Annotated in this window: 22 protein-coding genes and 1 other annotated feature; of the genes, 16 read left to right on the top strand and 6 right to left on the bottom strand. The window is 43.3% G+C overall.

Translation table 11 applies throughout. The annotated features are described in order from the left end of the window. Window positions 1-15: 15 nt before the first annotated feature. Window positions 16-198: a DUF2929 family protein gene (locus M4I42_RS10385; RefSeq protein ID WP_268852113.1), complete on the bottom strand. Its 183-nt coding sequence runs from the start codon at window positions 196-198 to the stop codon at window positions 16-18. Between the two features lie 161 nt (window positions 199-359). On the opposite strand from M4I42_RS10385, the gene M4I42_RS10380 reads away from it, so the two are divergent. Further along, entirely contained in the window at window positions 360-1,091 is a 732-nt protein-coding gene (locus M4I42_RS10380) for a hypothetical protein (protein WP_268852102.1), read from the top strand. 84 nt (window positions 1,092-1,175) lie between these two features. On the opposite strand, the gene M4I42_RS10375 is transcribed toward M4I42_RS10380, so the two are convergent. Continuing rightward, on the bottom strand, window positions 1,176-1,400 hold the full coding sequence (locus M4I42_RS10375) for a hypothetical protein (protein ID WP_268852101.1): 225 nt from the start codon (window positions 1,398-1,400) through the stop codon (window positions 1,176-1,178). 165 nt (window positions 1,401-1,565) lie between these two features. Between M4I42_RS10375 and M4I42_RS10370 the strand changes: the two genes are divergently transcribed. The 5 genes from M4I42_RS10370 to M4I42_RS10350 all read left to right on the top strand — a co-directional run bounded on the left by M4I42_RS10370 (window position 1,566) and on the right by M4I42_RS10350 (window position 5,739). Continuing rightward, window positions 1,566-2,498 (top strand): beta-ketoacyl-ACP synthase III, encoded by a 933-nt coding sequence (locus M4I42_RS10370; protein WP_268852100.1) that lies wholly within the window; start codon window positions 1,566-1,568, stop codon window positions 2,496-2,498. A gap of 41 nt (window positions 2,499-2,539) precedes the next feature. Then, window positions 2,540-3,781, top strand: coding sequence for a beta-ketoacyl-ACP synthase II (gene fabF / locus M4I42_RS10365; protein ID WP_268852099.1), 1,242 nt, complete (start codon window positions 2,540-2,542; stop codon window positions 3,779-3,781). An 89-nt stretch (window positions 3,782-3,870) separates the two neighbouring features. After that, entirely contained in the window at window positions 3,871-4,641 is a 771-nt protein-coding gene (locus tag M4I42_RS10360; protein WP_268852098.1) for a DUF2268 domain-containing protein, read from the top strand. Between the two features lie 67 nt (window positions 4,642-4,708). Further along, entirely contained in the window at window positions 4,709-4,912 is a 204-nt protein-coding gene (locus M4I42_RS10355; protein WP_268852097.1) for a hypothetical protein, read from the top strand. Window positions 4,913-4,998: 86 nt separating this feature from the next. Then, complete coding sequence (locus M4I42_RS10350) at window positions 4,999-5,739, top strand: YjbA family protein (RefSeq protein WP_268852096.1); 741 nt, start codon at window positions 4,999-5,001, stop codon at window positions 5,737-5,739. A 68-nt stretch (window positions 5,740-5,807) separates the two neighbouring features. On the opposite strand, the gene trpS is transcribed toward M4I42_RS10350, so the two are convergent. Next, complete coding sequence (gene trpS / locus M4I42_RS10345) at window positions 5,808-6,797, bottom strand: tryptophan--tRNA ligase (RefSeq protein ID WP_268852095.1); 990 nt, start codon at window positions 6,795-6,797, stop codon at window positions 5,808-5,810. Window positions 6,798-6,851: 54 nt separating this feature from the next. After that, window positions 6,852-7,082 (bottom strand) — a binding site (T-box leader). Between the two features lie 526 nt (window positions 7,083-7,608). On the opposite strand from trpS, the gene M4I42_RS10340 reads away from it, so the two are divergent. The 5 genes from M4I42_RS10340 to M4I42_RS10320 all read left to right on the top strand — a co-directional run bounded on the left by M4I42_RS10340 (window position 7,609) and on the right by M4I42_RS10320 (window position 13,211). Beyond that, on the top strand, window positions 7,609-9,249 hold the full coding sequence (locus M4I42_RS10340; RefSeq protein WP_268852094.1) for a peptide ABC transporter substrate-binding protein: 1,641 nt from the start codon (window positions 7,609-7,611) through the stop codon (window positions 9,247-9,249). 87 nt (window positions 9,250-9,336) lie between these two features. Beyond that, entirely contained in the window at window positions 9,337-10,272 is a 936-nt protein-coding gene (locus tag M4I42_RS10335; protein ID WP_268852093.1) for an ABC transporter permease, read from the top strand. A 2-nt stretch (window positions 10,273-10,274) separates the two neighbouring features. Next, window positions 10,275-11,192, top strand: coding sequence for an ABC transporter permease (locus M4I42_RS10330; protein WP_268852092.1), 918 nt, complete (start codon window positions 10,275-10,277; stop codon window positions 11,190-11,192). Window positions 11,193-11,203: 11 nt separating this feature from the next. Then, a complete protein-coding gene (locus M4I42_RS10325; protein ID WP_268852091.1) occupies window positions 11,204-12,271 on the top strand; it encodes an ABC transporter ATP-binding protein in 1,068 nt (355 codons plus the stop codon). A 1-nt stretch (window position 12,272) separates the two neighbouring features. After that, complete coding sequence (locus M4I42_RS10320) at window positions 12,273-13,211, top strand: ABC transporter ATP-binding protein (protein ID WP_268852090.1); 939 nt, start codon at window positions 12,273-12,275, stop codon at window positions 13,209-13,211. Between the two features lie 119 nt (window positions 13,212-13,330). Here M4I42_RS10320 and M4I42_RS10315 read toward each other — a convergent pair whose 3' ends face one another. Next, a complete protein-coding gene (locus tag M4I42_RS10315) occupies window positions 13,331-13,516 on the bottom strand; it encodes a hypothetical protein (RefSeq protein WP_268852089.1) in 186 nt (61 codons plus the stop codon). Window positions 13,517-13,729: 213 nt separating this feature from the next. Between M4I42_RS10315 and spxA the strand changes: the two genes are divergently transcribed. Beyond that, entirely contained in the window at window positions 13,730-14,128 is a 399-nt protein-coding gene (gene spxA / locus M4I42_RS10310; protein WP_268852088.1) for a transcriptional regulator SpxA, read from the top strand. A gap of 100 nt (window positions 14,129-14,228) precedes the next feature. Here the strand turns inward: spxA and M4I42_RS10305 are convergent, their stop codons facing one another. Next, entirely contained in the window at window positions 14,229-14,900 is a 672-nt protein-coding gene (locus M4I42_RS10305; protein ID WP_268852087.1) for a TerC family protein, read from the bottom strand. A gap of 198 nt (window positions 14,901-15,098) precedes the next feature. On the opposite strand from M4I42_RS10305, the gene mecA reads away from it, so the two are divergent. The 4 genes from mecA (at window position 15,099) to pepF (ending at window position 20,541) form a co-directional block, all read left to right on the top strand. Further along, the gene (gene mecA, locus M4I42_RS10300; RefSeq protein ID WP_268852086.1) at window positions 15,099-15,776 is read left to right on the top strand and encodes an adaptor protein MecA; all 678 of its coding nucleotides are present in this window, start codon (window positions 15,099-15,101) and stop codon (window positions 15,774-15,776) included. 86 nt (window positions 15,777-15,862) lie between these two features. Further along, window positions 15,863-17,374, top strand: a complete 1,512-nt coding sequence (cls, locus tag M4I42_RS10295; RefSeq protein ID WP_268852085.1) for a cardiolipin synthase — start codon at window positions 15,863-15,865, stop codon at window positions 17,372-17,374. Window positions 17,375-17,437: 63 nt separating this feature from the next. Beyond that, window positions 17,438-18,676 (top strand): competence protein CoiA, encoded by a 1,239-nt coding sequence (locus M4I42_RS10290; RefSeq protein WP_268852084.1) that lies wholly within the window; start codon window positions 17,438-17,440, stop codon window positions 18,674-18,676. Window positions 18,677-18,726: 50 nt separating this feature from the next. Then, window positions 18,727-20,541 (top strand): oligoendopeptidase F, encoded by a 1,815-nt coding sequence (gene pepF, locus M4I42_RS10285; protein ID WP_268852083.1) that lies wholly within the window; start codon window positions 18,727-18,729, stop codon window positions 20,539-20,541. Window positions 20,542-20,578: 37 nt separating this feature from the next. On the opposite strand, the gene M4I42_RS10280 is transcribed toward pepF, so the two are convergent. Continuing rightward, window positions 20,579-20,758 (bottom strand): hypothetical protein, encoded by a 180-nt coding sequence (locus M4I42_RS10280; RefSeq protein WP_268852112.1) that lies wholly within the window; start codon window positions 20,756-20,758, stop codon window positions 20,579-20,581. Window positions 20,759-20,761: the final 3 nt, after the last annotated feature.

Below are 20,761 nucleotides of genomic sequence, written 5' to 3'. Positions count from 1 at the left end.
CGGCCTTTCGTTGTCTTAATGATGGTGCACAGGCTCATTCGGCAACACATTGGCGACAATGATGACAAAAACAGTCATCGCTACTCCTAACAACGCTCCAGTGGAGAATTGATAAGCGATGCCTTGCATCGAACCGATGACGTAAGTGGCCATTTGTGCTAACAAAAATGTCCAGAAAAACGTCCAGAAAAATTTCACTGTTTTCACCTCAACCTTTCTAACTTTCCTCCCTTATCTTATCACAATTTATGCAAATCGAAAATGTCCTTCTTTCGTAGGCATTTACCCGTGCCAATTTTTCATTTTTGCATATCTTTTACTGTACAACTATGCTCTAAAGAAAGTAAAGGTGAAAAACAATGACGGTTCGGCAACGTTTTTTCCAACTCGATGACCAATGGTGCATCATTCATTTGCCGGAGCGACCGAACGGCTTTGCTATTTTTCTAATTGGGGATGTAAACCATTATGTAACGGATTGTACGAATTTCTGGTTCGAGCATCACGGAAGAAAGCAGTTGCTAGAGGAGTTGCTCGCATACGGATACACGATTTTTTCCTCCCATTTATATGGCCGCCATTGGGGGTGTCCAAAATCAGTCCGGCTCGCGAAACAGTTGATTTATTACGTATTAAAAAGTGAAATATTAAACAATCGCGTTTACATTTTAGCAGAAGGAATGGGAGCGCTCGTTGCGTTGGGATTGCTTGCGAATATGCCGGCAAAAATCCGAGCGGTTGCGCTACTTAGTCCGTGTTTAGACGTACGGGCACAGTTTGCATATGAGAAAGAAAATAAATTTTTTTACAAGCGAATCATAAAAGAGATAGCGGCTGCGTACGAAGTTGCAGAAACGGAAGTAGCGAACGTCCTTCCACAGCTAACGTTAGCACCGCGGCAAATCCCGTTGAAAATATGGCAGCTGTCAGGAGTTACTCATTATCCTTCAGCGCTCCACTGCCGAAAATATGAAGAATGGGCGAGGGAAGAAGATGCTCCGGTTGAAGTTATATACCATTTACCGGAAAAACGGTACAGCTTTGCGAAAGCGATTCATCAATTTTACGAAGACAATAGCGCGTTACAATAAACTCCTCTATCGCTCGAACGAACGGCAGAGGAGTTTTTTACAAAGAAAAGCGGAGGCAATTGGTTAGCTGGAGCTAGACAATCATTATTTTTTAAATAAGTCAACGAAAGAAGTCATGTTGCGCATGAACGGTTTTAGTCGCTGAAATGAGGAGACAAGCGTATCAATGTCTTGCATTAGTTGGATCCAATCAAGTTCCTGCTGCGGGGAAGAAGTTTTTTCAATACGCTCACGAGACGGAAAAGTGCCAAACATTAAACGGGAAAAACGGTCGGTTGGCTGTTCGGTTGGTTGCTTGTCATTTTCCAATTCGTTTCCCTCCTTTCTCCTTATCCATACTTTATGTTTAACAAGCGGAGATGACTAGACGAATGCTGTACAAGACAGATTTATATTGCACATTTACGAAAACTCCGTTAAAATTAGTACCAAGTAATAGTAATTGGTTATATAACATTAAAGGAGATGTTCGGCATGGGTGCAGGTATTATAGGTGTCGGTCGATATTTACCTGAGCGAGTGGTGACTAACGCGGATTTAGAAAAAATGATGGATACATCGGATGAATGGATTCGGACACGGACAGGAATTGAGGAACGGAGAATTGCTCCAGATGGAATGGATACGTCGGATATGGCGTATGTTGCGGCTGTGAAAGCGTTAGAAAATGCTAACATTTCAGCAGCGGACATCGATTTAATTTTAGTGGCCACCGTCACACCGGATCGTTCGTTCCCGTCGGTTGCTTGCATGTTGCAAGAGCGGCTCGGTGCGACGAAAGCAGCGGCACTTGATATTAGTGCGGCTTGTGCTGGTTTTATTTATGGCATGGTCACAGCGAAACAGTTTATTGACAACGGTGCATATCGTTATATATTAGTAGTAGGTGTTGAAAAGCTGTCAAAAATCGTCAATTGGAGCGACCGCAATACGGCTGTACTATTTGGCGACGGGGCAGGGGCAGTCGTCATGGCGCCTGTTTCGGAAGGACGCGGCATTTTGTCGTTTGAGTTAGGGGCGGACGGGACAGGAGGAAAACACTTATATCATGACGAATATGTGATGATGAACGGCAGGGAAGTGTTCAAGTTTGCCGTTCGGCAAATGGGCGAATCGTGCATTCACGTGCTAGAAAAAGCCGGCTTATCGAAACAAGATGTTGACTTTTTAATTCCGCATCAAGCCAATATTCGGATCGTCGAAGCGGCAAGGCAGCGACTTGAACTGCCAGAGGATAAAATGTCAACAACCGTTAAAAAATATGGCAATACTTCCGCGGCATCCATTCCTATTTCGATTGTGGAAGAATTGGAAGCAGGAAAAATTAAAGATGACGATCTTATTATTATGGTTGGCTTTGGCGGCGGCTTAACGTGGGGAGCCATCGCGTTAAGATGGGGCCGTTGACGGAACATGTTGTCATCACAAAACGAAAGAGAGGCAAACAAATGAAAAAAAGAAGAGTCGTAGTGACAGGTCTTGGGGCTGTTACTCCCCTTGGAAATGACGTTGAAACAACATGGAAAAACATTGTGGCCGGTCAAAACGGCGTCGGACCGCTGACTCGTGTAAATCGAGACGATTTTCCAGCAAAAGTAGCAGCGGAATTAAAAGATTTTAATCCAGAACAGTTTATGGATAAACGAGAAGCGCGGAAAATGGACCGTTTTACGCAATACGCGGTCGCTGCTTCGCTCATGGCGGTTAAAGATGCTCATTTAACGATTACAGAAGACAACGCCCCGCGAGTTGGGGTGTGGATCGGTTCAGGGATCGGGGGCATGGAAACGTTCGAGCAGCAATTTGAAATTTTCCAGCAGCGTGGGTATCGACGGGTAAGCCCGTTTTTCGTGCCGATGATGATTCCGGATATGGCCGCGGGGCAAGTGTCGATTATATTAGGTGCGAAAGGGATTAACTCTTGTACTGTCACCGCATGTGCGACAGGGGCGAATTCGATTGGCGATGCGTTTAAAGTCATTGAACGCGGCGATGCGGATGTGATGATTACGGGTGGAACAGAAGCGCCGATTACGAAAATGGCATTGGCCGGCTTTTGCGCCAATACGGCATTATCGACGAATCCGGATCCGAATACCGCGAGCCGCCCATTTGATAAAAACCGCGACGGCTTCGTCATGGGGGAAGGCGCCGGCATTCTTGTATTAGAAGAATTAGAGCATGCATTAAAACGTGGAGCGCGCATTTATGCCGAAATCGTCGGTTATGGTGCAACAGGGGATGCGTACCATATTACAGCGCCAGCTCCAGGCGGTGAAGGTGGCGTGCGAGCGATGCGCCAAGCGTTAGCGGATGCGGGCATGAAGCCGGAAGACATCGATTATATTAACGCTCACGGAACAAGTACAGAATATAACGATAAATACGAAACGATGGCCATTAAAGAAGTGTTTGGCGACCATGCGTATAAGTTAGCGATCAGCTCGACGAAATCAATGACGGGCCATTTGCTCGGAGCTGCGGGCGCTGTGGAGGCGATTTTCTCGATTTTGGCGATCGCTGACGGAATTATTCCCCCGACCATTCACTACGAAACGCCAGATCCGGAGTGCGACCTCGATTATGTGCCAAACGTGGCGCGCAAACAAGAAGTTCGCGCTGCACTAAGCAACTCGCTCGGTTTTGGCGGACATAACGCCACCCTTATTTTCAAAAAATATGTTGGGTAACCGAAAAGGCGATCTCGGCAAAACGCGAGATCGCTTTTTTCACCCCTTTTCCTTCCCTAACATACAATAAGGGGAAAGGAGGGAACGGTGTGCCGATTGTTCGGACAGACGAATGGTTAGAAAAACACCCGCTAAAACTATGCGAACGGCTTACTCCTTACTTTGAACATGCAACGGCCCGCGGTATTTATCTTCATCTCACTCATCACGGAATGTATTCCTCGACAGAAAAGGTGACAGAAACGGTAACCGAAATGAAGCAAAAAAGAATATGGGAACGTGTGGATGCGTTATATCAACAGCTGCGCAAGCGCTGGAACGGACCGGATATCCCTATTTTTATTTTTCCGGCGAATGCCCGGAACCGAAAACTCGCGCGCGATTTCAACAGCAAAGGGGGGCTTGCCTACCACGATAAGCTCTTTTTATTTTTATTACCGCATCATGAAACGAAAGAAATCGCCGCTGTCTTGACGCACGAATATAATCACGTTTGCCGGCTAGAGAAACAGCCGAAAGAAGAGTATACGCTGCTCGATGGCATCATTTTAGAAGGGCTTGCCGAGCAGGCGGTTGGTCAATTTGTCGGCAAAGCATACGAAGCGAAGTGGACGACGTATTATTCGGATGATGAATTGCGTAAGTTTTGGCGAAAATATGTTGCGCCTCATCAGTCGATTCCACCCTCTCATTCATTGCACGACCGTCTTCTTTACGGGCGCGGTTGGTATCCTCCATTGCTTGGTTATGCGGTCGGCTATGGTATCGTTCGTCAAGCGTTGCAAAAAGGAGAGAATTTTTCTAAACTAATGGAAATTCCGTCAGAACGCATCGTTCAACTTTCTCGTTTCGGCGAATAAAAGGTCGTCATCACCGTCTTTTTTTACACATATATGTAGAAATAGGACAAGGTGATGGAGGAAAACGATGCGAGTTTTTAGTTATTTAGTCGGTTTTGGCTTGTCAGTGATTGGAGGGGTCACCTCGATCGCTTACTTGAACCTTCTTACAGGGGAACGAGGGTGGCTCGAATATTTTCGCTTTATTAGTACACGAATCGAATGTTATTTATTACCAATTGGCATGCTGATTATGTGGTTGAGCCTTTATTTTCCTTCACAACAAGAGTAATGGATAAAAAAGGGTGTCGTGGAATAAAATAATCTCCCTATGCCTATACTGATGGACAAATAGTTTTTGAAGTGAGGGGTATCGTTATGTTATATCTTCATGATATTTGGGTGAACTGGTTTGAAGGAGAAGAAAACGGATATAACGTCTGTCACTTTCATGAATGGCGAAAAGATGACCAAGTTGAGTTGTTAGATCAAGTGCCGCTGCTGAAAGTATCTTCTGCCTTATTTCATTATATTGAAAATAGTTTATCGGAAATTCCGCAGCAGCTTCTTGATGACGTCTATCAAAAAGCGTACGTACGAAAAAACCATGAACGGATTCAGCTGGATTATTGTTTCGTGATTACCGACGGAAAGGGGATTCTCGCCGTCGATACGATCGGCTACAACATCCCAATTCGAAAAAGCCGGCTCATTCCAAGACAAGAGCAGCTCGTTTATGAAATGGTCGCTGAGCAGCAAGAAGAAGCGTATCCGCTCCCTGCATATGAAAAAGAGCACCATATTTTATCCCCAGCACCTGAGTTAATGAGCGGATTAACGCGCAAAGAACGTCAGCTAAAGCAGTTACTATTTATGGCCCTCGATCAGCTCTATTCGACGAAAAATGTCGCCGAAGTGCGCTATTGGTATACAGAGTGGGCCCCGCATAAATATCCGTCGATCCAGCAAATGTCGTTTGAAGAAGCATGGCACCATTTATACGAAGAAGCAAAGTACGGCTGGTCGGAAAAGCATATGCAATTATGCGAAAAACTTGTTAAAGGACAACCATTTTTTGAGAAATTATGGGAAATGGAACAAGAACCACGGGTAAATTAACAGAAATGTTCCCTATTTGAAAAAGAATTTTTTCTAATAAAAAAGCAAGCCAAATGAACCGGCTTGCTCTATTTTCGTTTCCGTCCTAATCCCATCGCATTTTCCATTTTTTTTAGCATTTTGCTTGCGACTTTGTTTGCTTTTTCTGCGCCTTCATCTAGCACTTGATCGAGCGTAGCGCTTTCCATTAAGTGATAATATTTTTCTTGAATTGGTGTGAGCGTGTCGATGATGACTTGGGCGAGATCGGCCTTAAATTGTCCGTAGCCTTTGCCGGCATATTCTTGTTCCAATTGTTCAATCGATTTATTCGCTAAAATCGAATAAATATTCAACAAGTTGGTAACGCCGGGCTTGTTGTCTTTGTCATAGCGAATCGTGCCTTCGGAATCGGTGACGGCGCTTTTAATTTTCTTTTCGATCGTTTTTGCATCATCTAGTAATGTAATAAACGATTTTGGGTTCGGATCGGATTTGCTCATTTTTTTCGTCGGATCAGCTAAGGACATGATACGTGCTCCCACTTTTGGAATGCGCGCTTCTGGGATCGTGAAAATTTCGCCATATCGTTTATTAAAGCGTTCTGCCAAATCGCGCGTCAATTCGATATGTTGCTTTTGGTCTTCGCCAACTGGGACGATGTCGGTATTGTATAGCAAAATATCGGCAGCCATTAGCGGTGGATACGTCAACAGCCCAGCGCTGACGGCTTCTTTTCCTGCCGATTTGTCTTTAAATTGCGTCATACGCTCAAGCTCCCCGATGTAAGCGAGACATTGGAAAATCCATCCCGCTTGTGCGTGGGCGGGCACTTCCGATTGAATGAACAACGTCGCTTTCGCTGGATCGATACCGACCGCTAAATAAAGCGCTGCTAAACGGCGAATGTTTTGGCGCAACTCTTTTGGATCTTGCGGCACCGTAATCGCATGTTGATCAACGATGCAAAAATAGCACTGGTACTCGTGCTGTAACTCGACAAACTGCCGCATCGCTCCAATATAGTTGCCGAGCGTGATCACCCCGCTTGGCTGAATTCCTGAAAAAATTGTTTTCATCAAACCACTCCTTTTGGATGATAAAAAATAATAAGGGCCCTATCTCCCTCATTCGTTAGGGACGATAGGACCGCGTTGCCACCCTAGTTATTGCGCATTGCGCACAATCACTCTGTTCCATGCTTTCAACATGGTACCTTTGTAACGTAAGGCAAACGTCCAAGCCTACTTCGCTTCAGCCGGATGCTCGAAAGCCCATTCCATATTGCTAGCCGCTTGTTCCCACCGCCCACAAGCTCTCTGGAGGCAATCACAATATGTACTATTCTTTCTCATCGCATGTTTCGTTTTTTACTTCATTCTAAAACAACATTTCTGTTTATGCAAGGAAGACTAATTTTTTTATTGCAAAGTGTTTTTTAATAATTTCATTCCCTAAATATCTTATTTCAGAAATTATTTTTAAAAAACTAATTTTTGTGATGTGTCCAACTAATTATAAAAAGAAACCGAACGCTTATCATTTTTGAACCTAAAGTAAAAACATAGGATGTAAGCGCTTTATTTTTATAATTGTAAAATTTTATCATTTACATTTGCCGAAAAACACTATAAAATGCTAACTAGCTGAAAAAATGAAGTTAAATAAACAATCCCAATAAAAATAAAATTCAGAAAACATAAAAATGTAACAAAAAATCTTTTCAAATATATTAATAACGTTTATAATAAAACACAGGTAAAATATTCTGATAAATCAGACGAGAGGGCAATACATAATTTGTCGACAACGTATCCATATTATGAACAAAAGTTCCGCGTTTTGACGCCGGACTTTTGCATATAAAAAATTTTTTAGGGGGGAAATCCATTGAAGAAAAGACTATCGCTTTTGTTTAGCCTCATGCTAGTGCTAAGCGTCTTTCTTGCTGCGTGCGGCGGATTTAACAAAAAAGAATCTGCTGGCGAAAAAGCAGGAGGAGAGAAGAAAGCAGATGTTCCGCAAGAATTGCGCGTGAACATTAACACTGAGCCGTTCTCTTTACATCCAGGTTTAGCGAACGACTCGACTTCTGGTACTGTGTTGCGCCAAACGTTTGAAGGGTTGACGGTCATCAAAAACGGCAAACCGAAATTGGCAGCAGCAGAAAGCTATGATGTTTCTGATGACTTAACAACGTACACGTTCAAATTGCGCGATGCAAAATGGACGAACGGTGACCCTGTCACTGCGCAAGACTTTGAGTATGCGTGGAAATGGGCGCTTGATCCGAAAAACCAATCGCAATACGCTTATCAACTTTACTACATCAAAAACGGTCAAGCGTTTAACGAAGGAAAAGCAAAAGCAGAAGATGTTGGCGTCAAAGCGCTTGACGAAAAAACATTGCAAGTAACACTTGAAAACCCAACACCTTATTTCTTAGAGCTAACAGCGTTCTATACTTACTATCCGGTAAATAGTAAAATTGCACAAAAAAATCCAAATTGGTACAAAAATGCTGGTCCTGACTACACATCTAACGGACCGTTCAAAATGGTAACATGGGAGCATAACAATAAAATCGTTCTTGAAAAGAACGAAACATATTGGGATGCGAAAAACGTAAAACTTACAAAAATCAGCATGTCGATGGTTAACGATCCAAACACAGAACTTTCGATGTTCAACAACGGTGAGTTAGACTGGGCAGGTTCACCAACAGGCTATTTACCAACAGATGCGCTTCCGCAATTAAAACAAGAAGGTAAGCTTCATGTGCAACCGATTGCGGGCACATATTGGTTAAAATTTAACACAGAGAAAGCGCCATTCAACAACGTAAATATTCGTAAGGCGCTCACATATGCAATTGACCGTAAGGCGATTGTCGAAAACATTACAAAAGGTGAGCAAGTTCCAGCGATGGCGGCTGTGCCACCAACAATGTTCCCAGAGAACAAAGAAGGCTACTTCAAAGACAACGATGTGGAAAAAGCGAAAGAATATTTGAAAAAAGGATTAGAAGAGCTTGGCTTAAAAGATGTGAAACAATTACCGCCAATCACATATTCGTTTAACACAAACGAAGCACATGCGAAAATCGCTCAAGCGATCCAAGACATGTGGAAGAAAAACTTAGGTATCGAAGTAAAACTTGAAAACGCTGAATGGAACGTTTACATCGATAAGTTGCATTCTGGAGATTATCAAGTTGGCCGGATGGGTTGGTTAGGTGACTTTAACGATCCAATCAACTTCTTAGAATTGTTCCGTGACAAAAAAGGCGGCAACAACGATACAAACTGGGAAAATCCGAAATACAAACAATTGTTGATTGACTCGCAAAAAGAAAAAGATCCAGAAAAACGGAAACAAATGTTAAAAGATGCAGAAACAATCTTAATGGATGAACTTCCAGTTGCACCAATTTACTTCTACACAAACACTTGGGTGCAAAAAGACAACTTAAAAGGTGTCGAAGTATCTGGTCTTGGCGACGTCCAATTCAAGTGGGCATATTTTGAATAAGAAGGTGGATGAAGGTATATGGGAAATTTCCCATATACCTTCATTTCGCGATATAGAGTATTTGCAAAAAAATGGAGGTGTTTCAATATGTTGCGGTATATATCTAGACGGTTACTGTCCATCTTGCTATCGCTTTTTTTAATTATTACCGCTACGTTCTTTTTAATGAGAGCCGCACCGGGGGGACCATTTTCTGGCGAGAAAAAATTGCCTCCGGAAATTGAGAAAAATTTGAATGAATATTATGGACTTGATCGCCCTTGGTATAATCAATATTTTGATTACTTAGTTTCGATTGCGAAATGGGATTTCGGTCCTTCCTTCAAATATAAAGGCCAAACGGTCAACGATTTAATTAATGACGGCTTCCCAGTTTCCTTTTTCCTTGGAATGGAATCGTTATTGTTAGCGGTTAGCCTCGGTATTTTATTAGGGGTTATTGCTGCCTTAAATCATAACAAATGGCAAGACTATGGGGCCATGATTTTTGCCGTTCTCGGCATATCCGTTCCAAGTTTTATTATGGCATCCCTTTTACAATATGTGTTAGCCATTAAGCTAGGACTGTTCCCTGTGGCTCGCTGGGAATCGCTCCAACATACCGTATTGCCAGCATTGGCGCTTGCCGCGACACCGATGGCATTTATTGCCCGCCTTACTCGTTCCAGCATGCTTGAAGTATTAAGCAACGACTACATTCGCACGGCAAAAGCGAAAGGACTTTCGAAAGGGCAAATTACGGTGAAGCATGCGATCCGCAACGCTTTATTACCGGTTGTTACCTACCTAGGACCGTTATCTGCCGCTGTTTTAACAGGAAGCTTCGTTATCGAAAAAATCTTTGGTATTCCAGGGCTTGGTAGCCAGTTTGTATTGAGTATCTCGAACCGTGACTATACAACGATTATGGGAGTCACTGTCTTTTATAGCATTTTACTCCTATTCTCTGTTCTACTAGTGGATATTGCCTATGGCTTAATTGATCCACGCATTAAGTTAGCCGGTGGCAAGAAAGGAGAGTAATCATGCAGCAATTTCCGAAAGAAATGTTTCAGCCTGCATCGGTTGATTTAAGTGAAGCGGAAAAAATTTCGAAGCCGAGCTTGTCCTTTTGGAAAGACGTTTCGATTCGTTTCCGTAAAAATAAATTAGCGATGTTTGGATTAATATTGTTAGTTCTTTTAGTGTTTATGGCGATTTTCGGTCCACATATGACGAAATACGATTATTCTACAAACGACTTAATGAATACAAACAAACCGCCTTCTGCAGAACATTGGTTTGGAACAGACGACCTTGGTCGCGACATTTTCACGCGGACATGGTATGGGGCGCGCATTTCGTTATTCATCGGACTAGCAGCAGCGTTAATCGATTTATTCATCGGTGTTCTTTGGGGAGGAATTGCCGGATTCCGCGGCGGCAAAACGGACGATATTATGATGCGCATTGCCGATATTTTATGGGCGGTTCCTTACTTGCTTTTAGTTATTTTATTAATGGTCGTGTTAGGGCAAGGGTTAGGCACGATGATTTTAGCGATGACGATTACCGGATGGATTAACATGGCGCGTATCGTTCGCGGACAAGTTCTTCAGCTGAAAAGCCAAGAGTATGTACTAGCGGCGCAAACGCTCGGGGCAAGTACATCAAGAATTATGTTTAAGCATTTAATTCCAAACGCGATGGGACCAATTCTTGTCACATTGACATTATCGATTCCATCTGCCATTTTTACTGAGGCGTTTTTAAGCTACTTAGGTCTTGGGGTGCCACAACCTTTAGCGAGCTGGGGAACGATGGCTTCTGAAGGGGTACAAGCATTGCAATATTATCCATGGCGTCTATTCTTCCCGGCTACGTTCATTTGCTTAACGATTTTTGCGTTTAACGTTGTCGGTGACGGGTTGCGTGACGCATTAGATCCAAGATTGCGTAAGTAAGGGGTGAAGACATGGAAAAGTTACTAGAGGTAAAAGACTTACAAGTATCCTTTCAAACGTATGGCGGAGAAGTACAAGCTGTCCGCGGCGTCAGCTTTCATTTGAATAAAGGGGAAACGTTGGCGATTGTTGGGGAGTCCGGTTCAGGAAAAAGCGTCACGTCGCAAACGATTATGCGCTTAATTCCAACGCCGCCTGGAAAAATTAAAAGCGGACAAATTATTTTTAACGGCGAAGATTTGGCGAAAAAAACGGATAAAGAAATGGAAGCGATTCGTGGTAAAGATATCGGGATGATTTTCCAAGACCCGATGACATCGCTGAACCCGACAATGAAGGTCGGACATCAGATTATGGAAGTATTAATCAAACATTTAAAAATGGACAAAGCAGCTGCTAAAGAACGGGCGATTGAATTGCTTCGGCTTGTCGGTATTCCGATGCCTGAAAAGCGCGTCAATCAATACCCTCACGAATTTTCCGGCGGGATGAGACAGCGGGCGATGATTGCCGTTGCGTTAGCGTCAAATCCGAAGTTGCTTATTGCTGATGAACCGACGACGGCATTGGACGTAACGATTCAAGCGCAAATTTTAGAGTTAATGAAAGATTTACAGAAAAAAATGGGAACGTCAATCATTTTTATTACGCACGATTTAGGTGTCGTTGCGAACGTTGCTGATCGCGTGGCGGTTATGTACGCAGGAAAAATTGTGGAAATGGGAACGGTAGATGAAATTTTTTATGACCCAAGACACCCATATACATGGGGGTTACTCGCTTCGATGCCAAGCCTTGATAGCGATGATAAAGCGGAGTTAGCGGCAATCCCAGGAACACCGCCGGATTTAACGAATCCGCCAAAAGGGGATGCGTTTGCTCCACGTAATCCATATGCGATGAAAATTGATTTTGAACTAGAACCACCGATGTTCAAAATTTCTGATACACACTATGCCGCAACGTGGCTGCTTCATCCGGATGCACCGAAAGTAGAACCACCTGAAGCAGTAAAGAAACGGTTGCGCCAACTCTCCTCTAACTATCCACAACCAGTTATTGTAAAGGAGAGTGAATAACATGGCTGAAAAACAAAAATTGATTGAAATTAAAAATTTAAAACAATATTTCCCGGTTGGGCACGGGCAAGTGATTAAAGCCGTCGACGGGGTGACGTTTGATATTTACAAAGGCGAAACGCTTGGGCTTGTAGGGGAGTCTGGATGCGGAAAGTCGACGACAGGACGGACGATTATCGGGCTATATCAAGCAACGGACGGGGAAGTGTTGTTTAACGGCGTGAGCGTTCATGCGAAAAAGTCGTCCCAAGAATTAAAAGAGTTGAAGCGGAAAATGCAAATGATTTTCCAAGACCCGTACGCTTCGCTCAATCCGCGAATGACTGTTGCTGATATTATTGCGGAAGGCATTGACATTCATGGGCTAGCGAAAACGAAAGAAGAGCGCATGAAGCGCGTCTATGAGCTGCTTGAAACGGTCGGATTGAATCGCGAACATGCAAACCGTTATCCGCACGAGTTTTCCGGCGGCCAGCGCCAGCGGATCGGGATTGCGCGCGCGTTAGCCGTAGAGCCGGAATTTATTATTGCCGATGAGCCGATTTCCGCGCTCGACGTATCGATTCAAGCGCAAGTCGTCAACTTAATGAAAAAGTTGCAGCGCGAAAAAGGGTTAACCTATCTATTTATTGCTCACGACCTTTCGATGGTCAAATACATTAGCGACCGCATCGGCGTCATGTATTTCGGAAAAATGGTTGAATTGGCTGAGGCGGAAGAATTGTATCGTAATCCGATTCACCCGTATACAAAAGCGTTGTTGTCAGCGATCCCGCTTCCAGACCCAGAAACAGAACGGGTGCGCAGACGAACCGTTTACGATCCATCGCAGCATAACTATAAAGAAGGCGAGCTGCTTGAATTCCGCGAAATTACGCCAGGACATTTTGTATTATGTTCGGAAGAAGAATACAAAAAATATAAAGCGATGTACAGCTGATCTCTCGTTTCGAGAGATCTTTTTTTGTTATTATAAAATATTTTCATTAATTTTACTATTTCGATTTTAAAAAAATCTCGAGCACCCACCTCGAGATTTTTACATCGTCTTTCGTTTGTTTATCTTTTTTTGCCGCCGACAAGCCGCCAGCCAGTTTGTGTTTTCATTGTTTCGTTGACGTGTTCGGTCCGCTTCGAACCGCCAAATACGCTTTCACCAATGCCGTTTGTAATAACTCCCATTAAGGCAGTGATGCCGATGACAAGCCCACCGACAATCGCTAAATCAAGGAAATATTGTCCCATATCGCATCCTCCCATCTTGCCTGTACCTTTCCTTTTTTATTGTAGATGATTTTTAAGGAAGAGGGAAGCGGTTACCGGAAAAGATTTTGAAAAAATCTACCTTTCTGATCGAATTTATTGTATAATATACAACATAAAAGTCATTTCAATGTAGAATTGCTCATGACTCAATGATTGATATAGAAACCATCCTGTTAAAAGGGAGTGAGAGCGATGGTAACATTGTACACATCACCTAGTTGTACATCGTGCCGTAAAGCGAAAGTATGGCTCGAGCAACACGACATACCTTATGTCGAACGAAATATTTTCTCTGAGCCGTTAACGATTGAGGAGATTAAAGAAATTCTCCGCATGACGGAAACGGGGACAGATGAAATTATTTCGACAAGATCGAAAATTTTTCAAAAGCTCAATATAAATCTCGAAACGTTGCCGCTTCAAGATTTATACGAAATTATCCAAAAACACCCAGGTATTTTGCGGAGACCGATTATTATTGACGAAAAACGTCTGCAAGTTGGATATAACGAAGACGAGATTCGTCGCTTTTTGCCGCGAAAAGTGCGCGCTTATCAACTTCGCGAAGCGCAGCGCCTTGTCAACCAATAAAAAAACTTCTACATGGATCTCCATGTAGAAGTTTTTTATCATTCTGACCGAGAAGCCCCCCACTTCGAAGAGAAGCGTAAGTAGGGGAGGAGGTCAACATCTACGTTAAACGATGTCGCTTTTTGGCGTTAATCATTCCCCCGAGCACGACAATGAGTGCGGCTGTAATAAACGGGAGGAGTGAGCGGAAAGATGTTGCGCTGTCGTAGAGAAACTGAATTCGCTGTTCTTCAGCCAACATCTTCCCAGCTGTGTAGGCTAAGAGCGCAGCGCCGATATAAATGAGAAAAGGGTATCGTTCCATTGAATAAAGAATGAATTTACTGCCCAAAATGATAATCGGAACAGAAACGAGAAAGCCGAACACGACAAGCGACGGATGGCCGTCAGCTGCACCAGCAATAGCGATGACGTTGTCCAATCCCATCACGATATCCGCTGTGACGATTGTCTGGATGGCTTTCCAAAGCGACGTTTCCGATTTAATATGAGCAGGGGCTTCGTCTTTTTGGACTAACAGTTTAAAAGAAATCCAAAGCAACAAACAGCCACCGACAAACTGCAAAAACGGAATTTTTAACAACATGACGACAGCAGCGGTCAAAAAAATCCGCACAATAATTGCTAATGTTGTGCCTAGAATGATCGCAGTATTGCGCTTATGCTCCGGTAAATTTCGGCTTGCCATAGCAATCACGACTGCATTATCTCCACCAAGAATTAGATCAATGCCGATAATGAGAAAGATCGATGTCATATATTCGCTTATCATTTATGTCCCTCATTTCTTTTTTCTTTCATCATTATGTATAGTAGGACATGTTTTCTTTCAGCACTAATTTTTCAAAAATGGGGTTTTTTTATTTCCCTTCTTGCGTGTTTTATCATAAAATAGAGGTACAAGGTATATCCTTGGCGGGGGTAAAAAAAGTCCCTTCAATCTCAGTCTTTTCGGAAGGGAGAGATGGCAATGGAAATGGAACGCATTAATGAGCATACGGTGAAGTTTTACATTTCGTACGTTGATATAGAGGAGCGCGGGTTTGACCGAGAAGAAATTTGGTACAACCGCGAACGGAGTGAAGAATTGTTTTGGGAGATGATGGATGAAGTCCATAACGAAGGCGATTTTTCGCTAGAAGGGCCGCTTTGGATTCAAGTGCAAGCGCTTGATAAAGGGCTCGAAGTGCTCGTGACAAAAGCGCAAATTTCGAAAGACGGAAGCAAACTAGAACTTCCGCTTCCAGAAGAAAGATTGCGTGAATTCCCTGTCGATGAAAGAATTGAAGAGCTTCTCGACCAACATTTTCATATTGAACGAGACCAAGAGCTGGTGCCAGATGAGGATGACAAAGGTGTCCTACACTTTACGATTTCTTTCAAAGATATTGAAGATTTGATTGCTTTAGCACATCGCGCGGATTTTACGCATATTAAAAACCGCCTATTCCAATGGGAAGGCCGCTATTATTTGTATGTCGAATTTGACGAAGAATATACGGAAGCAGAAGTAGATAACTGGCTATGCCTGTTGTTTGAGTACGGAAACGATTCGCCGATTACGATTTATCGATTAGAAGAATACGGAAAAGAAATTATCCGTGAAAACGCGTTAGCTACGCTGGCGAACCATTTTCCGTTAAAGTAAAGACCGATTTCAGCTGTTGAAATCGGTTTTTTCGTGCACGATAGTTGCTTTACGCTTTTGGATGATTAAGGGTAGGGTGAATGCCATTGCGAAATACGTTGCAAGTTCTCATTTTTTTACTATTACTAGGTATTTTTTTGTTTTTTACAAAAAATTATTGGGAAGGCTGGCTTCTTGGATTTCTCAGCCTTTTAATCACATGTTCTGTTATTTTTATTGCATTTGTCATTTCATTGGAAAATAGAAGACCTGCGCAAACGTTAACATGGCTTGTTGTGCTCGGGAGCTTTCCGCTCGTTGGCTTTTTCTTTTATATTATGTTTGGCCGCAACTACCGTAAACAGCGGCTATTCAAAAAGAAAGCGATGCTTGATGAGCAAATGTTTTTAAAATTTGAAGGTCAGCGGGAATTTTCGATTCGGCAAATGAGCGAGCTAAAGGAGCATCAGCAACCGCTGTTGCGTTTAGCGCATCGCCTCGGAAAAAGCCCGGTGTCGTTGGCGACGGAAACGAAAGTGTTGACGAACGGGGAGGAAACGTTTTCGGCGATTTTTGCCGAATTGGAAAAAGCGACGCATCATATTCATTTAGAATATTATATCGTTCGGCATGACGATGTCGGTCAACGGTTAAAGGACATTTTAATCGCAAAAGCAAAAAAAGGTGTGCACGTCCGCTTTCTTTACGATGCCGTTGGCAGCTGGAAGCTGTCGAAGGCATACGTTCAAGAGCTTCGCGACGCCGGAGTGGAAATGGTTCCGTTCTCTCCTGTTCATTTGCCGTTTTTAAACAATAAAATTAATTTCCGCAATCATCGTAAAATCATTGTCATTGATGGAACGATCGGGTTTGTCGGTGGACTGAACATCGGGGATGAATATTTAGGCAAAAACGAATATTTCGGATTTTGGCGCGATACGCATTTATGGATTCGCGGCGAGGCGGTTCGCACGTTGCAGCTCATCTTTTTGCAAGACTGGTATTACATGACGGGAGAAACGGTGTTGACGTTAAACTATTTGTCGCCAACGCTCATGTTCAATAGCGAGAGAGGAGGCGTGCAGCTAATCGCTGGCGGGCCGGATCAAGAATGGGAAGTGATTAAGCATTTGTTTTTTGCGATGATTACATCAGCTAAACAGTCGATTTGGATCGCTTCTCCGTATTTTATACCGGATGAAGATATTTTAACCGCTTTAAAAGTAGCGGCATTAAGCGGCATCGATGTGCGCATTTTAGCACCGAAGCGGCCGGATAAAAAAATCGTGTTTTACGCGTCCCGCTCGTATTTTCCAGAGTTGTTGGAAGCGGGGGTCAATATTTACGAATACGATAAAGGCTTTTTACATAGCAAAATAATTATTGTCGATGGGGAGCTTGCCTCGATCGGCACAGCGAACATGGATATGCGCAGCTTCCATTTGAATTTTGAAGTAAACGCTTTTTTATACCATACGGAAAGCACAAAAAAGTTGGTGGCAGATTTTTTACAAGACATCGAAGATTCTCAACAAATTGACTACGATACGTTTAAAAAACGCTCATTTCCGATTCGCGTTGTTGAGTCGGTCTGTCGGCTATTATCGCCGCTATTGTAAAAACGCCCGAATTCAGTCCGGGCGTTTTATTTTTTTAGAAGGATTTCGAGCGAGCGGGCGCGAATGGTATCATTAATCATCATGAAAGGAAGTGGTTTTTTGCTTGTCGCGTTATTAAAAAACGGTCAATTGCTTTCGCTCATCGATCGATGGACGAAAGAACAGTTGGCGGAATTGCGAAAAAACGAATCATTTTTTTGTCCAGCGTGCCAAAACGAAGTGATTTTAAAACTTGGCACACGAAGGATGCCGCATTTCGCTCATAAAAAAGAGGGGGCGTGTCCGTTTGAACATGAAGCCGAATCACCATATCATGTTTCCGGAAAAATTGATTTGTTTCAGTGGCTGGAAAACCAAGCGCTAGACGTCCAGCTCGAGCCGTATTTTCATTCAATTCAGCAGCGCCCTGATCTTGCTTTGGCAACGGAGCGGTTGTACGCCATTGAATACCAATGTTCCACATTGAGCGAAGCGCTATTTTTGAAGCGTAACGCCCAATATAAATCAGAAGGAATCCGTCCGATTTGGATATTAGGAGCGCACCATTTACACCGGCTTACAGCGTATCGATTTAAACTCCCGCGCTTTCAATGGCTGTTTGCCCAGCACGTTTCTTCCTCACAGCGACAACCGATCATTTTTTATTATTGTCCGCAAACGAAACGACTTACTCGCCTTGTGCATCTCATTCCGTTTTCCTCATACTATACTTTTTCCGTCCCGGTCGTCGAAAAACTAGAGAGAATGTGTTTCCGTGATTTGCTTCAACCGCCCAACGTGCCATTGCCTGCGCCATTCTGGCATGAATGGCTAGCACAAAAGAAAAAATGGCGGTTAACGTTTACGATGTATCCCACTCCAACGAATCGATCGATTTGTGCTGATTTTTACTCACATCATCCACCGGCACTCTTTCCTTGTGAGGCTGGTTGGCCGGTTGCTCATGGCTACTTGTTTGAAACTCCGGCGTTCATTTGGCAAACGTATATCTTATTATTTTTACAAAACGACGATCAAGTTTACTCGCTTCCTTCGCTTTACGCATGGCTGAAAGAAAAAATTGCAGAACAAAAAATTGCGGTGCGACATCTTCCGCTCGCCCAAGCATATCCTTATACGAGAGCGGTTTATGAATATATCGAATGGCTCGTACAGCTCGGCTATTTGCAATGGGTCCATCAGAAAGCGGTGCGTCGCACGAAAGGGTGGACGTTTCCGCGCACGATTGAGGAAGCACTGCTTGAAGATCGCCGACTGCTTGAGCAAGCGAAAAGAAAATCCTATAATGGGAGAGGAAAATAAGGAAAAAGAGCGAATACTACTACAGTATAATGTTTGAAGGAGGATTATGGATGACGGAAAAGAAAACGGTCAAATCGTTGCCAAAGCGTAGCGAAATTCCAATCGAAGAAACGTGGCGATTGGAAGATATTTTCCCGACGGATGAAGCGTGGGAACAAGAATTTCAACAAGTAAAAAGCATGATTCCAAAACTGTCTGACTACCAAGGGCGACTAGGGGAATCAGCGGATGTTCTTTACGAGGCGCTTCAGTATCAAGATGAACTTTCGATGCGAATTGAAAAATTATATACATATGCGCATATGCGCTATGACCAAGATACGACGAATTCATTTTATCAAGGATTGAACGACCGCATTACCGGACTGTATAGTGAAGCATCGAGTGCGATGGCGTTTATCGTGCCGGAAATTTTGGCGATTGACGAAGCGAAGGTAAAGTCCTTCCTTTCAGAAAAAGAAGAATTAAAACTTTACGAACACGCGTTAGACGAAATTAACCGTCAGCGCCCGCATGTACTATCGGCACAAGAAGAAGCGCTGTTGGCTCAAGCAGCGGAAGTAATGGCCGCTTCGAGCAATACGTTCGGAATGCTCAATAACGCGGATTTAAAATTCCCGACAATTATTGATGAAAATGGCGATGAAGTCGAAGTGACCCACGGGCGTTACATTCGTTTCCTTGAAAGCGAAGATCGCCGCGTACGCCATGACGCTTTTAAAGCGGTATATGAAACGTACGGGAAATATAAAAACACGTTTGCGAGCACGTTAAGCGGAGCGGTGAAAAAAGATAACTTTTTTGCGCGCGTTCGTCGCTATCAATCGGCACGCCACGCAGCGTTAAGCAATAACAACATTCCAGAAAGCGTCTATGACAACCTCGTTGATACGATCAACAAAAACTTGCATTTATTGCATCGTTACGTTCGTTTGCGCAAAAAAGTGCTCGGCGTGGATGAGCTGCATATGTATGATTTATATGCGCCGCTTGTGAAAAATGTCAAAATGGAAGTAACGTACGAAGAAGCGAAAGACTATTTATTAAAAGGGCTTGCACCGCTTGGCGACGAATATTTGCGTATCGTGAAAGAAGGGTTAGAAAATCGCTGGGTCGATGTTCGGGAAAACGTCGGAAAACGAAGTGGTGCGTATTCTTCGGGAGCCTACGGCACGAATCCGTACATTTTAATGAACTGGCAAGACAATGTGAACAATTTATTTACGTTGGCGCATGAATTTGGCCATTCGGTTCATAGCTACTATACGCGAAAAACACAGCCATATCCGTACGGCAGCTACTCGATTTTCGTTGCGGAAGTCGCCTCGACGTGCAACGAAGCTTTGCTAAACGACTATTTATTAAAAACGATCGACGATGAGAAAAAGCGGCTCTATTTATTGAACCATTATTTAGAAGGATTTCGTGGCACTGTGTTCCGCCAGACGATGTTTGCTGAGTTTGAGCATATGATTCACCAAAAAGCGCAAGAAGGCGAGGCATTAACAGCAGAATCGCTTACCTCTATGTATTATGGGTTGAATAAAAAATATTTCGGCAACGACATCGTCGTAGACGAAGAAATCGGCTTAGAATGGGCGCGCATTCCGCACTTCTATTACAACTATTACGTCTATCAGTATGCGACGGGATTTAGCGCCGCAACGGCGTTAAGCAAACAAATTTTAGAGGAAGGCGAGCCAGCGGTGAACCGTTACATCGAGTTTTTAAAAGCCGGCAGCTCCGACTATCCAATTGAAGTGTTGAAAAAAGCGGGAGTCGATATGACAACGGCACAGCCGATTCAAGAAGCGTGTGAAGTGTTCGCACAAAAATTAGAAGAGATGGAACAGCTATTATCCTAACACAAAAACGAATGTGGGGTTACCACATTCGTTTTTGTCACATTCGTTTTTGTTGAAAGCCTTTAAAGCGGTTTCGGTTGTTCAACGTCCAAAGCGTGCATAAAATCGAGCCGAACAAAAGCGGCATCGTAATGAACAGCGGTATAATGTGCATGAGTCCTAACAAATTGAGAAAAAAAGAAATTGCTACAGCTATTAACCAAAAGACGATAATGATCTG

Origin of the sequence: Anoxybacillus sp. J5B_2022 (assembly GCF_026847645.1) — a bacterium.
Classification (GTDB): domain Bacteria; phylum Bacillota; class Bacilli; order Bacillales; family Anoxybacillaceae; genus Anoxybacteroides.
Note: the sequence above shows the minus strand (reverse complement) of the source record. Positions and strands in the feature narration are given on the sequence as shown.